Below are 15778 nucleotides of genomic sequence, written 5' to 3'. Positions count from 1 at the left end.
TTCGAGCAGTTCAATATAGAACTGTCGATGCTGCCGCTGTGCGTTCGTGACAGTGATGGCGGCTTGTTGTCACGCATTCTGCTCCCAGTGACAAAAGTAAAATAATATTTATTTCACTTTTCCGGATTCGCGGGATTGCCATATGCACTGTTAACGCCTTAAGCCTCTCCTCCCATGGCGCGATATATTTTCATTACCGGCGGTGTGGTTTCCTCTCTTGGCAAAGGTCTGATGGCAGCGAGCCTTGGTGCTCTCCTTCAGGCCCGCGGATATTCCGTGCGAATTCGGAAACTCGACCCCTATCTCAACGTTGATCCGGGGACGATGTCCCCTTATCAGCATGGCGAAGTATTTGTTACTGATGACGGGGCCGAAACTGACCTCGATCTTGGTCATTACGAGCGGTTTACGGGCGTTCCGTCGTTGCAATCCGACAATGTTACCTCGGGTAGAATCTACCAGTCGATCATTACAAAAGAGCGCCGCGGGGACTATCTCGGGGCAACCGTACAAGTGATTCCCCATGTGACGGATGCGATCCAACAATTTGCCCAAGACAAGCTTGACGACATTGATTTCGTGCTTTGTGAAATTGGCGGAACGGTTGGCGATATCGAGAGCCTTCCGTTCATTGAAGCGATTCGGCAATTGCGAAACAAAGTAGGACGGGAAAGTGCGATATCCGTGCACGTGACGCTGGTGCCATATATTGCCGCTGCCGGTGAATTGAAAACCAAGCCGACACAGCACAGCGTAAGAGAATTGACGTCGCTCGGTATTCAGCCGGATATCCTGCTTTGTCGTTGCGAACATCCGTTGCCGGAAAACGAACGGGCCAAAATTGCCCAGTTTTGCAACGTTCGTAAAGAATCGGTGATCCCGGCGCTGGATGCCAGCAATATCTACAACGTGCCCTTGCAATATCATCAGGAAGGCTTGGATAATGAGGTGCTGCGCGCCTTTGGCATTGACGATGCCCCGACCCCAGATTTGTCGCGATGGAATGACGTCATGGAACGGATCGAGCATCCAGAAGGAGAAGTGATCGTCGGTGTGGTCGGCAAATATGTCGGCCTGCAAGATGCATACAAGTCACTCCAGGAAGCCCTGTTTCATGGTGGATTGGCGAATCGGGTAAAGGTGCAGGTCCGCTGGCTTGATGCAGAGCTTTTTGAAAATGCGGAAGATCTCGCGGTGAAACTTGAGCCGCTTCACGCGATTTTGGTGCCTGGTGGCTTTGGCGAACGTGGCAGTGAAGGCAAGATCGGTTCGGTCAAATTTGCCCGCGAGAATAATATTCCATTTTTCGGTATCTGCTTGGGTATGCAAATGGCTTGTGTCGAAGCGGCCCGCAATCTTGCCGGCATTGACACTGCGTCGACGACGGAGTTTGGTGAAACCGAAGAGCCTGTTGTCGGTCTGATCACCGAGTGGATGACCGAAGAAGGCCTGCAAAAACGCGAAGCTGGCGGGGATATGGGAGGCACTATGCGCCTCGGCGCCTATGATGCGGTGTTGCGGCAGGGGTCGAAAATTAGCGAAATATACGCCAGTCGGGACATTAGCGAGCGCCACCGCCATCGTTATGAGGTGAATAAGGGTTATGTGGAACGGCTAGAAGAAACCGGTCTGATTTTTTCCGGCATGTCCCCTGATGGCGAATTGCCCGAAACTGTTGAAAGGCCAGACCATAGTTGGTTTGTCGGTGTCCAATTCCATCCCGAACTCAAAAGCAAACCTTTTGATCCGCACCCTCTCTTTTCGTCTTTCATAGCCGCAGCATTGGAACAAAGTCGTCTGGTTTGAAGGCGAAAGTGCATTGTTATCAATAGATTCGAAGCGATGTCGAATTTGTCCAATTAATTTTACGGGATGTGACTAGTGTCACAAACATGTACTTATTGGAGTGTATCCAGAAAGAGGCTACAAAAGCCTTTCGGGTAATATTAGGGGTCGTGAACGGTGAAGGCTGACGAACTGGCAAGCATACTGGCTGAGCATAGCCTATTTGCCGACTGCGATGAAGACGAGCTCGCGGACCTGATATTGCGTGGCCACTTTATGCAGTATGAGAAGGGGGTAGAGCTGATCATGCAAGGAGATCCAGGCAATTCACTCCTGATCTTGTTGTCCGGAAACGCGCGCACCAGCATGATTGCCAGCAACGGCCATGAAGTCGTTTTAGACTATGCCGAAGCAGGGCAGGTTCTAGGAGAAATCGCCTTGTTGGACGGCGGCGAACGTACTGCCAGCGTAACAGCTATCGAGCCGACATCTGCGCTTTCTATCACGCGCGAAGCTTTTGAAGAGATTTTGGCGAAGCACAAAAATATGGCGCTGCGGCTGCTGAAGGTAATGGCGAAACGCATCCGAACGGCCAATAGTATGATCGAAGGTGATCGTGCCTATACTTCGGGCCCTCGCTTGGCGCGCTACCTTTTGAGACTCTCTGTGGTTGGGGCAGAAGAAGGGCGTCTGAAACTGGATTTAAGTCAAAGCGAACTCGGCAATTTTGCCGGCATGTCGCGTGAACATATAAATAGACAATTATCGGCCTGGTCGGAAGGCCAGATCGTGGCTGTGGAGAGCGGAAAGGTCCGGATATTGGACCATGCGATGCTTTCTCATATAGCTGAAGCAGATTCTTGACGGAAATTGGCCTTTTGCGACCCGGGCTAATTGACGTTGAGAGTGACACCAAGCGGGTGTCAGGGGCAGTCGGATCCTCATCCGATTGCCCCATTTCATTTTATCGCTGACGAAAAAAAGGCAGCCAGATCGCTCTGGCTGCCTTTTTCTTTGTTTGGGAAAGTGGGTTCAGCTTAAGCTGCTTTGTCTTCTTTCTTATCCTGTTCTTGGGTGATTTTTGCAACATTATCGGTTTTGTTTATCGGGATTGTGCGCGGCCGCATCGCTTCGGGGATTTCGCGCACCAAATCAATGATGAGAAGGCCGTCCGCCAGGGCGGCATTGTCCACCCGCACGAAGTCGGCGAGTTCAAAGCGGCGTTCAAAGTTGCGGTTCGCTATGCCCATATGAAGGAACTGTTTGCCTTCGGCCTCATCGGCATCTTTATTGCCGGTGACGAGCAGCATATTTTGCTGGGCGGTAATTTCAATTTCTTCATTCTTGAATCCTGCGACAGCGAGCGTGATCCGGTAATGGTCTTCACCGTTACGTTCGATGTTAAACGGCGGATAATTCTCGGATTGCTGCGCGCGAGCGTTATTTTCAAGAAGGTCGAACAACCTGTCAAATCCAACGGTTGAGCGGCGATAGGGGGTAAAGTCAAAACGATTCATATCTATATCCTCTGATATTGAGCAATGTAAATTTGGACCCGCAAATGCGGCATCCGGTACGTTAACGTGAAACCCAAATGGCATTCCACTCCAACAGAGATATGATCGAATCGCTTTATTTCAAGAGCGAGAAAATGCGGGCTTTGCTGCCGTAATCGTAATCTCGCTGGTCAAAAAAAACGCCCGGATGCTAAAGAGCACCCGGGCGAAAATGGTGACGAATTAATCCGCCCCCTGTTTTCCTGTCCTATTCAACGCCGCTTGTCCCCCAACAATTAGCGGAACCGGAAAGGATCCCTGAACCATGACCCGTTAATCGAGAAGTTTGATTCTGTAATCGTATCTGATCGACTGACATAAATTTGTCATGAACAATTTGGGAGTTTTGTAAGATTGATCGTCGCTTGTGTCATATCGGCAACAGCACATTAACCACCATGGCACTTGCTTGCCCCGACCAGCAACCGTAAAGGCAGGGAAACCCAATCCAAGGAAGTTTCCGCACGTCATGCTCCTATCCCGTTATGAATGGGTCATCGCAAAACGCTATTTATTGCCCGGCAAAGGGGAAGGGTTTATTTTCCTCGTTGCCAGCATCAGCCTCGTTGCGGTCATGCTGGGCGTTGCTGCCCTCATCGTGGTGATGAGCGTTATGAACGGATTTCGCGCGGAACTATTCGACAAGATCGTTGGCCTCAATGGTCATGCTGTTATCCAGGGATATGGCGGCCGGTTACCGGCTTGGCGCGATTTGCTTGAGGATACTCGACAGACTGAGGGCGTTGTTTCCGCCTCTCCCTTGATCGAACAACCTTTGCTGACCACGTTCAATGGGCGGGTCGAGGCTGTGTTGGTTCGTGGGATGCTGGTTCCCGATATTCTGAACAATGAAACGCTCGATGGAAAAACCATCTCCGGTGATCTGTCCCGTCTTGAACCCGGGTCTGGCCGAGTGGGCATCGGAAGCCGTCTGGCGATGACGCTGGGCGCACAAGTGGGGAGCCGGATCACCGTGATCAACCCGCAGGGGCGCTCCACGCCTTTTGGCACGGTTCCGCGAGAGATTGCCTATGAGGTGGCGGCGATCTTTGAGGTCGGTGTCTATGATTATGACAAGGCTTTTGTCATCATGCCGATGGAAGATGCACAGACTTTGCTTTTGTTGGGCGACCAGATCGGAATGATCGAGATAAAAACCAATGATGCCGACAATGTCGGCGACATTATTGCGCCATTGATTCCGAAAGTGGCAGACCGGGGTGTGATTACCGACTGGCAGACGATGAACGCTTCCCTTTTTGAAACACTGCAGGTCGAGCGCGTGGTGATGTTTGTGATTCTGTCGATCATCATTCTGGTTGCGGTGTTCAATATTTTATCGTCGCTGATCATGCTCGTAAGAGCCAAAACCCGGGACATAGCGATCTTGCGCACGATGGGCGCGTCGCGCGCGTCTCTCTTGCGCATTTTCGTCACCGTCGGAACGTCCATTGGTACGCTTGGGATAGCCGCGGGTATCGTCCTTGGCCTGATTGCGATTTATTTCCGTCAAAATGTCATCAATTTTGTCCAGGTCATCACCGGACAAAATCTGTGGGATCCGTCTATCCGCTTTCTCACCGAATTGCCGGCCCGCACAGATCCAATGGAAGTGGTCGGCATTGCCGGACTGGCTTTGTTGTTTAGTTTTCTTGCTACGCTCTATCCTGCCTATAAAGCGGCCAGCACGGATCCAGTTCAGGTGCTTCGCTATGAGTGATTTTATGGCAGAGAAAACGGTTGAGTTGCGCAATGTCCGGAGGACGTTTGTCCAGGGAGACATCGAGATCGAGGTGCTCCGCGGCGTAAATCTTGACATTAACGCAAATGAAATTGTTGCGCTGGTCGGCCCTTCGGGCTCGGGAAAGTCCACATTGTTGCAGGCTGTAGGCTTGCTTGAAGGCGGGTTTGAAGGATCAATCAAGTTAAACGGTGAAGAAACCGCACAATTGCCAGCGAGCGGGCACACGCGGATCAGGCGCGATTTGCTCGGTTTCGTTTATCAGTTCCATCATTTGTTACCCGATTTTTCCGCGGTCGAAAATGTGGTGATGCCACAGCTGATCTCGGGCGTATCCCAGCTTGCAGCAGAAGAAAGAGCTGCAAATTTATTGCAAAGCCTCGGACTGGGACAAAGATTAGATCACAAGCCCAGCAAGCTATCAGGTGGCGAACAACAGCGGGTTGCAGTAGCGCGCGCGCTAGCCAATGCGCCGAAGCTAGTGCTGGCTGATGAGCCGACCGGCAATCTTGACGAGGCGACAGCTGATCTAGTTCTTGGGGAATTTATCGGTTTGGTGCGGCAGGAGGGGAGTGCCGCATTGATCGCGACGCATAACGAGCGGCTTGCTGCCAAGATGGATAGGGTTGTCCGGCTTCACGATGGTATATTAACCTAGTCTTTTCAATTTGTAGCAAGAATGGCTTTGACTTTTCGGGTGCGAGTATCAAACTGAGGGTCAGGCCAGATATATAAAACAAACAATGCGGGGCGCATATGACGGTTACTGAATTTCAGGTGAAACAAGCAGACGGTTCTCTACAGGATTTGTCCAGCCACAAAGGCAAAGTGCTGTTGGTTGTTAACACTGCATCCAAATGTGGATTCACACCGCAATATGAAGGCCTCGAAAAGCTACATCAGGAATATAAAGACAAGGGCCTCGAAATATTAGCCTTTCCTTGCAACCAATTTGGCAAGCAAGAGCCTGGCAATGCGGAAGAAATCAAGAATTTCTGCACGTTAAACTATGATGTTAGTTTCCCATTGATGGGCAAGATTGATGTAAATGGCGATGATGCCGATCCATTGTGGAAATATCTGAAGTCCGAAAAGTCAGGACTTCTGGGGTCGCGGATCAAATGGAATTTCACCAAATTTCTCGTCGACCGGGAAGGCAACGTGGCGGGCCGTTTTGGGCCGGCGGTCAAGCCGGAACAGCTCAAGAGTGAAATCGAAACGCTGCTGTAGGGCACGCTTTCCCTCGCCATCCCATGCGGCCTATTATAATCGAATTGGCGGAATGAGGGGGCCGGAACAGCGCTGGAAATCCGACCGAGAGCAAAGATCCACTGCATATGCTGTGGACAAATGGTCGGCAGTATATGCAAGATGATATTGTGCCGCTAACCTGACTCCATGGCCCAGATTCCTTTTGTCCATCTTCGCACTTTCTCCGCCTACACGATCCTGGATGGCGCGATGGAACCTGCTGCCGTGGGCGCCGCAGCGAAAGAGCGTGGTTTTCCAGCCGTTGCGCTTTGTGATCGCATTGGCCTATTCGCTTCGATGGCTTTTGATGACGGGTGTCGGGCAAAGGGCGTGCAGCCCGTTACAGGTTGTCTCCTGAAAATAGCGCGGCCGGGCAGCGAAGAATCGGACAAGCCAGCCCTCGATTGGATTGCGGTCTATGCTCAAGATGCCGAGGGCTATGAAAATCTATGCAAATTGGTGTCCGCATCTCATCTCGATCGACCAAGCGAACTGGATGCGCATGTCGGAATGGCGATGCTGGGGAGGCATAGCGCGGGTCTGATTGCATTAACGGGCGGTGGCGAAGGTGCCTTGGCGCGATTGATTGCGGAAGAGCAGCAGTCGGAAGCAGAGGCTTATCTGTCCCTGTTGCAGGAATATTTTCCGGACCGGCTTTATATAGAGCTTTCCCGGCGCGAAGACCCGATCGAAATGGCATCGGAAACCGGCCTGATCAAGCTCGCTATAGATCGTAACATTCCGATGGTAGCCACCAATCCAAGCTGTTTTTCGGAACCCGATTTCCATGAAGCGCATGATGCGATGAAATGTATCGCGCAATCGGCCTATGTTGAAAATGACGACCGCGAAAAACCATCCGAACATTTGTGGATGAAAAGCGCATTGGTCATGGAAGAGCTGTTCTCTGACATTCCAGAAGCGCTCCAAAATACACTTGTTGTTGCGCAAAGATGTGCCTTTTCTCCTCCCAAACGAGATCCGATTTTGCCCAGTTTGGCTGGTGATTTGTCGGGAGAAATTGAGCAGTTAAAACGAGATTCCCTGGCTGGCCTGGAAATGCGTCTGGCGGTCGTTGACATGACCGATGCGGAAGAACGGAAAGTCTATTTCGATCGACTGGACTTCGAACTGGATGTTATCGTCAATATGGGCTTTCCAGGCTATTTCCTGATTGTTGCCGACTTTATCAAATGGGCGAAAGAACAGGATATTCCGGTCGGGCCGGGTCGTGGATCTGGCGCTGGTTCGGTTGTTGCCTGGGCGCTGACGATTACCGACCTTGATCCCATCAAGCTCGGCTTGCTGTTTGAACGTTTCCTCAATCCGGAACGTGTCTCGATGCCGGATTTCGATATCGATTTTTGTGAAACCCGGCGCGGCGAAGTCATTCGCTATGTTCAGGAAAAATATGGCGACCGGCAGGTAGCTCAGATTATCACCTTCGGGAAACTGAAGGCGCGCGCCGTGCTCCGCGACGTCGGCCGCGTGCTGCAAATGCCTTATGGCCAAGTCGACCGGTTGACCAAATTGGTGCCCAATCATCCGACAGATCCATGGGATTTGAAGCGCTCGCTCAACGGCATTACAGAGCTGGCTCAGGAATATAAACAGACGGATGTAAGGCGCTTGTTCGATCTGGCAATGAAGCTCGAAGGCTTGCCGCGGCATAGTTCGACCCATGCTGCCGGTGTTGTGATCGGCGATCGACCGCTTGATCAACTGGTGCCGCTCTATCGAGATCCGCGCTCTGATTTGCCCGTGACCCAGTTCGATATGAAATTTGTCGAAAAAGCGGGCCTGGTGAAATTCGACTTTCTGGGGCTGAAAACACTATCGGTGTTGAAAAAGGCGGTCGAACTTCTGTCCGAGCGCAATATTGACGTCGACCTCGATGGTTTGAGCTGGGAAGACGAGAAGGTTTTTGAACTGCTCCAACGCGGCGATACCGTGGGCGTGTTCCAGCTGGAATCAGAAGGCATGCGGCGAACGCTGGCGGCCGTAAAACCAACCAATTTCGGGGATATTATCGCGCTCGTGTCACTCTATCGACCGGGCCCGATGGACAATATCCCGCTGTTCGGTGATCGTAAAAACGGCCGCGCCGAAATCGCTTATCCCCATCCGTTGCTTCAGGATATTTTGAAGGAAACCTATGGGATTTTTGTTTATCAGGAACAGGTGATGCAGGCCGCACAGATCATCGCCGGCTATTCGCTAGGTGAAGCAGATCTGTTGCGACGGGCCATGGGTAAGAAAATTCAGGCTGAAATGGACACCCAGCGGAAAAGGTTCGTTACAGGTGCCGCTGAAAATGACCTGAACAGCGAACAGGCCAATGAGCTGTTCGACTTGATTGATAAATTTGCCGGCTATGGTTTTAACAAAAGCCACGCTGCCGCATACGCGCTGCTGGCCTATCAAACGGCATGGCTGAAAGCGCATTATCCGCACGAATTTTATGCCGCCTCGATGTGCTTTGATATGCATCAGTCGGATAAGCTCAGTATTTTTGTGGATGATATGAAACGATTGTCTGTGGATGTCTTGCAGCCCGATGTTAACAAAAGTCGTCCAAATTTCTCAGTGGAGGAGCAGCCAGGCGCTTTGCTCGCTGTTCGATATGCTCTGGCGGGTCTGAAGAACGTCGGCGAAAAGGCGATGCAAGCAGTGGTGACAGAGCGCGCTGAAAAAGGGCCGTTTTCGTCTATCGAAGATTTTGCCAATCGCATTGACCCCCATGGTTTGAACAAGCGTCAACTTGAAAGCCTCGCATCAGCCGGCGGTTTTGATGCGTTGGAACCCAATCGCGCTGCGATATATGATGGTGCTGATATGGTTTTATCGGTCGCCAACAGCGCCGCGGATGCCCGCGAAAGCGGGCAGGGTGGCCTCTTTGGCGAAGGCAGCGCTGGCGGCGAAATGCAGGCCATTAGGTTACCGGAAAATAGCCACTGGTCGCTCAATGAAATCATGGTCCATGAACGGGATGCTTTTGGCTTCTATTTCTCCGCCCACCCGGTCTCACAATTCCAGGCTGTGACGGCATCGCTCGGGGCGCTTACCCATGCTGCCTTGTGCAGCGAAGGTCCGATTGGCGAAGGGGTGCGGAAACCCGGTGTCATGGCTGCTTTGGTCGAAAAAGTGCGCTGGCGGGATAGTCGCAGAGGAAAACGCTTTGCGCTCGCCGACCTTTCCGACAGCAGCGGTCAGTTTTCCGCCAGCTGCTTTGAAGAGGATCAATGCAAAATACTCGGAGAATTGGCTGATCAGGGGCGATGTGCGCTGCTCAACGTTGAATTGGATCAAAAATCGGATGATGAAAGTCCGCGCGTGGCCATTCGTCGGGTTCAAGCGCTGGACGGTCTAGAAAAAACCACCCGTACCCGCATGGAGCTGGAAGTGCTTGATATCGCCGGCTTGCATGAACTTACCAAATTGGTCGCACCTTTGGTCGGTGGTCAGAGCGAATTGGTAGCGATCATGGCCGGTCCTGACGATGAATCGGTGCGCGTTTGCCTTGGACGGTCCTTTCGTCTCGATGCTGAAACAGTGGAGATGCTGGAGCGGGTCAAAGGCCTAGCTGCTGTCCGCTTGGGTCCGGCTCGGGCGATGCGGGTTGCCAAACCCAAATTAAGGCTTGTCAGCTAACACCAAACATATCAGAAACCTCCCAAATATAACGTGTTTGGAGAGATAATATGGCCGGTGCAATGCAAGCGAGTTCGCTCAAAATAACCAATCTGATTGATCATGCCGCTAGGGAACACGGCGCTCGCGAGATCGTGAGCTATTGGGCGGATGGAAATGTGACGCGCAGCAATTGGGCCGAGATCGGACTTGAATCGCGTAAATTCTCGCAGGTTTTGCAACGTCTCGGTATGAAAAAGGGTGATCGGGTCGCCACAATCGCGATGAATCATGCGCATCATTTGATCAGCTGGTATGGCTCTGCCGGCATTGGTGGCGTTCTCCATACCGTTAATCCACGGTTGTTCGAAGAGCAGCTTGTCTACGTCATCAACCATGCCGAAGATCGTGTGCTGTTGTTTGACAAAATGTTTGCGCCAATCATCGAGATGCTCAAGCCACAGCTCAAGACGGTCGAACATTATATCCAGTTTGACGGGGAAAGCAGCGACTACCCAACCTTTCGCGAATTGTTGGACGCGGAAGACGGAAAGTTCGATTGGGTCGATGTTGACGAGAATGATCCGTGCGGCCTTTGCTATACCAGCGGCACAACCGGTAATCCGAAAGGCGTGCTCTATGAGCATCGTTCGAATGTGATTCATGCCATCACAGAGGTGCAACCCGATGTGATGGACCTGGCGACCCGTTCGGTCATGCTGCCGGTTGTTCCGATGTTCCATGCCAATGCTTGGGGGTTGCCCTTTGCATGTGCCACGGTTGGCGCAAAAATGGTCTTTTCCGCGAGCAACGAAGCGTCAGTTTTGTGGAAGTTGATCCGCGAAGAAGGCGTGACTCACAGCGCCGGGGTGCCGACGGTTTGGTTGTCGATGTTTGCGGATATGGACAGCAATGGGGGCGACTACGGGAAACTGGGCGTTGTGGTAATCGGGGGCTCGGCTTGTCCGCGGTCGATGATCGAGCGGCTGATGAAAAATGGCATCCGGGTGGCTCATGCCTGGGGCATGACCGAGACGTCACCCATTGGAACGGCTGGTTCGCTTCCCGCCAATTGGGATGAGCTGAGCTTTGACGAGCAGGTCGACGTGATTTGCAAGCAGGGCAGGCCGCCATTCGGCGTGGAATTGCGTGTCATCGATGAAGACGGTAATGTCGCACCACGCGACGGCACAACCAGCGGCACACTCGAAATTCGAGGGCCATGGATCATTAAGCGCTATTATCGTGCGGATGAGGATGCCGTTGAAGATGATGGCTGGTTCGATACTGGCGATGTAGCGGTTTTGCATCCGGATGGCACGATGCAGATAACCGATCGCGCGAAAGACGTCATCAAGTCTGGCGGTGAATGGATCAGCTCGATTGAATTGGAAAATGCAGCTGTCGGTTGCCCCGGCGTTGCCGAAGCCGCGGCGGTTGGCGTCTATCATCCAAAATGGGACGAACGGCCTTTGCTGTTGGTTGTCCGCAAACCGGACAGCGACGTTTCAGAAGCAGATATGATTGCCTATCTGGGCGATAAAGTCGCGAAATGGTGGCTACCAGATGAAGTGAAATTTGTTGAAGAATTGCCGCATACGGCGACCGGGAAAATTCTGAAGCGTTCGCTGCGAGAGGAATATAAAGACTATAAGCTGAAAAGCTTGGCGGACGCCTAAAACAACTCCATCTGGCTGCCTTTGATCACCGGGCGCTGGAATAGATCGGTCCTGAGTTTGATCTTGGCTTTTTGCAAGCCTGCTTTGCGTGACGCAATGGCTATTCGGGAGCGAATCAGGTCTGCCCATGGTCCTTGACCGCGCATCCGGTTGTGGAAGGTCGGATCATTCCGTTTTCCACCGCGCATCTGTCTGACAATGCTCATCACCTTTGATTTGCGATCGGGATAATGGGCTTCAAGCCATTCTTCGAATAGGGGGGCGACCTCGTGGGGCAAGCGCATGGCGATGAAAGATATGCTTTTTGCGCCGCATTCCGCCGCTGCGGCGGCGATCGCTTCTATTTCATGATCGGTTATGCCGGGAACAACAGGAGCGATGTTGACGTGGACATAGATGCCGGCCGTGCTCAATGTCTTTACCGCCTTCAAACGCCGAGCGGGAGCAGGGGCTCTGGGTTCCAGCAATCGCGCGGTCTTTGGATCAAGGCTGGTGATGGAAATAGCCACTGCAGTCAGCGTTCGTTCCGCCAATTGTGCCAGCAAATCGATATCCTCGACGACACGATTTGATTTGGTGGTAATCACCACCGGATGCAGGGTCTCCAGCATCACCTCCAATATTCGTCGCGTAATCCTGCAGCGTTTCTCAATGGGTTGATAGGGATCGGTGTTGGTGCCGATGGCCAGGGTTGCTGGTTGATAGTTCGGTTTGGCAAATGTCTTGCGCAATAGCTCTGCAGCATTTGGTTTTGCAAACAGCTTGCTTTCAAAATCGAGTCCCGGTGACAGGTCATGATAGGCGTGGGTTGGTCGGGCATAGCAATAGACGCATCCATGCTCGCATCCACGATAGGCGTTGATCGAGCGGTCGAAGGGCAAATCGGGTGATTTGTTATAATTGATGATGGATTTGGGGAGCTCAACGGTAACGTCTGTCGTCAGTTTGACGGGGCTGTCTCCGATCTGCTCTCTTTCATCAAGCCAGTCCGCATCAACCTCGCGATCTTGCAAATTGAAACGTTGCGGGGGCGCGTTTGATGGCGAACCTCTGCCCTTTTGAGAGAGATGGGTGAGTGGGTTTTTGCGTTCCATTTGCTCTTTATAGAATGAGAACAAAAAAAGAACAAATAGATTGGGACGCTATTTTTCTAGCAGGCGCGGAATCAGCTCTACAAAATTGCAGGGACGGTGCCGGCTATCCAATTGGGTGTCCAAAATACCATCCCAACCATCTTTAACGGCGCCATTGGAGCCAGGGAGCGCAAAAATATATGTTCCGCCTGCAACGACCGCACAGGCGCGAGACTGCACGGTGGACGTTCCGATATTTGCCATACTCAAATAACGGAACAGTTCGCCGAACCCCGGGATATCCTTCTCTTTGACGGCATCAAGGGCCTCTGGAGTAATATCCCGCCCGGTCAGGCCGGTTCCGCCAGTCGTGATTATGACATCGACCTGTTCGTCATCAATCCACTGCTGCAGTTGAGTGGCCAGAGCGGATAAATCATCGCGCAATAAGGTCCGATAAATCAAAGAATGACCTTTGGTTTCGATCCGTTCCGCAAGAATGGCACCAGATGTATCTTCTTTCATTGTCCTTGTGTCAGACACGGTCAACAGCGCGATATTGATGGGTTTGAAGATTCGGCTTTCGTCTATCGGCATTGCTGCTCTCCGCTTATAATCATTGTCGGGAATAGCTTAGTCTGGGCCGCTTTTCCAAGTCATAAAGAATAGGGGGTTTTCGTCCGTTCACTATCCGTCTAATCGAAACGTTCATGACGCATGTTCCGGACCTCACTGCCGTAATTTTGGGCCTAATCCTAGCCGCTTGGCTGGGGGCTGCTGCATGGGCGGTTTGGACTGGCCTGGCCATGAAAAGCAAGGCCGATGCAACCTTACGGCAATCCGGAAGACTTGGCCGCCTGCTAGAAACGTCTCCGGCTTTGCCGCTGCTCGTGCGATCCGACGGGAAATTGGAAGCGTCGCAGCGGTTAATGCACTGGCTTGGCTTCGAACATTTGCCTGCCCATATTTCGGAATTGCACGAAAACGCTCGTGGTTTGAGCAGGGAAGACCTCGAGGCCCTGATGCAGGATGTCAATCTCGCTCAAAAAACAGGGAATAGCTTCGTCCGTGCGATCAAGGTGGCCGGTTCTGATAAGGCTCTGTTGATCCGGGGCGGGCTTGCGGATCAGAAAATTGCGCCCAATGGCAGCGCGCTTCTATGGGTTTTCGATGCGACCGACAGCGAAGGGCAAATCGAAAAGTTGCGCGATGAAAATGAAGGGGCGCGTGCAGCATTTGATGCTCTATCCGCCTTGATCGAGGCGGCCCCGGTTCCGATGTGGCACAGATCATCGGACATGCGTTTGACATTGGTGAACAGCGCTTATGTTGCCGCAGTTGACGCGAAAGATGGCGCGCAAGTCATTGCCGATGGCGTTGAATTGGTCGAAACTATTGACGGGTTCAGTCCTGTTGATGCGGCTATGCGGGCGAAGGAAAAAGGCGAACCGTCGGAACGGGTAGTAGCGACAACCATTGGTGGCGAACGCCGCATGACACAAGTGGTCGATGTGCCGCTCGGGAAATCCGGAATCGCCGGCTATGCGATTGATATTCAGGAATTGGACGATGCACGGCGCGAACAGCGCCGTTTCGGTGAATCTCAGAGAGACATGCTGGATAGAATATCTGCTGGTGTTGCCCAGTTTGATCCCGATAAGTCGCTAAAATTCTGTAACCTGCCGTTCCAGCGTATCTTCTCTATGCGCCAACAGTGGATCGCAGAACGACCGGAGTTTCCTCGTGTTCTCGACAGGATGCGGGAGATGAACCGTATTCCAGAAGTCCGCGATTTCCCGGAGTGGCGCGAAGAACGTACCGGCTGGTTCCAGGCCACCAAAGCGCGTGAAGAGAATTGGCTGTTGGCCGATGGAACCCATCTAAGAGTGCTGGCCAATCCGACCCCTGACGGCGGGCTGCTGGTTATTTTTGAGGATCGGACCGAACAGGTCCAATTGGCGAGTGCACGCGATACGCTGCTGCGGGTCAGAACCGCAACATTTGACAATTTGTTTGAATCTCTCGCCGTTTTTGCGGCCGATGGAAAATTGAATATCTGGAATCACCAGTTTGCCAAAAACTGGGGTCTGGACGAAGAGGAGCTTGGCAAGCATCCCCGGGTCGATGCGTTGATGCAGAAAATGGCCCGGCAATTGAAACAGCAGGCCCGCATTTCAGAAGTGCGTGAAATGGTCCGGAGCGCAACAGCCGAGCGTCAACAGAGAGGTGGGCGCCTTAACTTTGCGGATGGCCGGCGTTTTGAATTTGCCGCCATTCCGTTGCCCGATGGTAATGCACTGTTCACGATGTTAGACATTTCGGATAGTTATCGGATCGAACAGGCGCTGCGTGAACGCAATGAAGCGCTGGTTGAAGCTGATTCGATCAAGGGCAGCTTCTTGTCGAACATGAGCTACGAATTCCGTACGCCGCTCACGTCCATTGGCGGATTTGCCGAGCTTTTGGATCAAGGGATTGCCGGACCATTGACGGATCAGGGGCATGAATATGTGCGCGCGATCCTGCAGTCCGTCAAACGGCTGGGCACACAGATTGAAAATGTGCTCGACCTGAGCCAGAGTGAAGCAGGCGCATTGCCGATCGCCAAGGAAAAGGTCAATCTGAACAAATTGATCGACGACATCGCAGGCTATTTTGCCGAAGAAGCAAAAGCCAAGGATATAGAGGTTGAGCTGCAGTTAGACGAAAAACTTGGGTCGGCAATGGCTGACAAAAAACGTCTCACTCAAGCGATCTCGCAAGTCGTGGACAATGCGATCAAATATACCGAAAAAGGAGGACGCGTCTTTGTTCATGGATCAGGAGATGTGAAACAGGCCCTGATCCATATTTCTGACAATGGCCCGGGGATGACGGCTGGACAGCAATCCAAGGCATTTGACAGTTTCGCGCGTTCACGAGATCAAAAGTCAAACGTGAAAGCAGGAGGTCTGGGACTTCCATTGGCACGTCAATTGGTGCGGGCCCATGGTGGGGATCTGACCCTGACATCGGAACCCGACCAGGGCACGTTGGTGACCTTCAACTTGCCACGGCAATAAG

Annotated in this window: 11 protein-coding genes; 8 read left to right on the top strand and 3 right to left on the bottom strand. The window is 52.3% G+C overall.

The window, feature by feature from the left end:
* Positions 1-174 precede the first annotated feature (174 nt).
* Together ABJV08_RS12850 and ABJV08_RS12845 are read left to right on the top strand one after the other, a co-directional pair.
* Positions 175-1806: a CTP synthase gene (locus ABJV08_RS12850; protein ID WP_348039855.1), complete on the top strand. Its 1632-nt coding sequence runs from the start codon at positions 175-177 to the stop codon at positions 1804-1806.
* Positions 1807-1962: 156 nt separating this feature from the next.
* Positions 1963-2649, top strand: a complete 687-nt coding sequence (locus tag ABJV08_RS12845) for a Crp/Fnr family transcriptional regulator (protein WP_348039856.1) — start codon at positions 1963-1965, stop codon at positions 2647-2649.
* A 173-nt stretch (positions 2650-2822) separates the two neighbouring features.
* On the opposite strand, the gene ABJV08_RS12840 is transcribed toward ABJV08_RS12845, so the two are convergent.
* Positions 2823-3302 (bottom strand): Hsp20 family protein, encoded by a 480-nt coding sequence (locus tag ABJV08_RS12840; protein WP_348039857.1) that lies wholly within the window; start codon positions 3300-3302, stop codon positions 2823-2825.
* Between the two features lie 508 nt (positions 3303-3810).
* Between ABJV08_RS12840 and ABJV08_RS12835 the strand changes: the two genes are divergently transcribed.
* From ABJV08_RS12835 to ABJV08_RS12815, 5 genes are all read left to right on the top strand, one after another.
* A complete protein-coding gene (locus tag ABJV08_RS12835; protein ID WP_348037751.1) occupies positions 3811-5061 on the top strand; it encodes a lipoprotein-releasing ABC transporter permease subunit in 1251 nt (416 codons plus the stop codon).
* Positions 5062-5065: 4 nt separating this feature from the next.
* Positions 5066-5740: an ABC transporter ATP-binding protein gene (locus ABJV08_RS12830; protein ID WP_348038208.1), complete on the top strand. Its 675-nt coding sequence runs from the start codon at positions 5066-5068 to the stop codon at positions 5738-5740.
* Positions 5741-5838: 98 nt separating this feature from the next.
* Positions 5839-6312: a glutathione peroxidase gene (locus ABJV08_RS12825; RefSeq protein WP_348037753.1), complete on the top strand. Its 474-nt coding sequence runs from the start codon at positions 5839-5841 to the stop codon at positions 6310-6312.
* Positions 6313-6480: 168 nt separating this feature from the next.
* A complete protein-coding gene (dnaE, locus tag ABJV08_RS12820; RefSeq protein ID WP_348037755.1) occupies positions 6481-9984 on the top strand; it encodes a DNA polymerase III subunit alpha in 3504 nt (1167 codons plus the stop codon).
* Positions 9985-10034: 50 nt separating this feature from the next.
* On the top strand, positions 10035-11642 hold the full coding sequence (locus tag ABJV08_RS12815; protein ID WP_348037757.1) for a long-chain fatty acid--CoA ligase: 1608 nt from the start codon (positions 10035-10037) through the stop codon (positions 11640-11642).
* On the opposite strand, the gene ABJV08_RS12810 is transcribed toward ABJV08_RS12815, so the two are convergent.
* Positions 11639-12736 carry a PA0069 family radical SAM protein gene (locus ABJV08_RS12810; protein WP_348037759.1) on the bottom strand — a complete coding sequence of 366 codons (1098 nt, stop codon included), beginning with the start codon at positions 12734-12736 and terminating at the stop codon, positions 11639-11641. The two genes, ABJV08_RS12815 and ABJV08_RS12810, sit on opposite strands and share 4 nt — an antisense overlap.
* A 48-nt stretch (positions 12737-12784) precedes the next feature.
* The gene (moaB, locus tag ABJV08_RS12805) at positions 12785-13312 is read right to left on the bottom strand and encodes a molybdenum cofactor biosynthesis protein B (protein WP_348037761.1); all 528 of its coding nucleotides are present in this window, start codon (positions 13310-13312) and stop codon (positions 12785-12787) included.
* Between the two features lie 113 nt (positions 13313-13425).
* Here moaB and ABJV08_RS12800 point away from each other — a divergent pair, with 113 nt between their 5' ends.
* On the top strand, positions 13426-15777 hold the full coding sequence (locus ABJV08_RS12800; protein ID WP_348037763.1) for an ATP-binding protein: 2352 nt from the start codon (positions 13426-13428) through the stop codon (positions 15775-15777).
* The last annotated feature ends 1 nt before the right edge of the window (position 15778 follow it).

Source organism: Parasphingorhabdus sp., from assembly GCF_039982395.1.
Classification (GTDB): Bacteria; Pseudomonadota; Alphaproteobacteria; order Sphingomonadales; family Sphingomonadaceae; genus Parasphingorhabdus.
The sequence above is the reverse complement of the archived record's forward strand: the minus strand, read 5'-3'. Positions and strand labels throughout refer to the sequence as shown.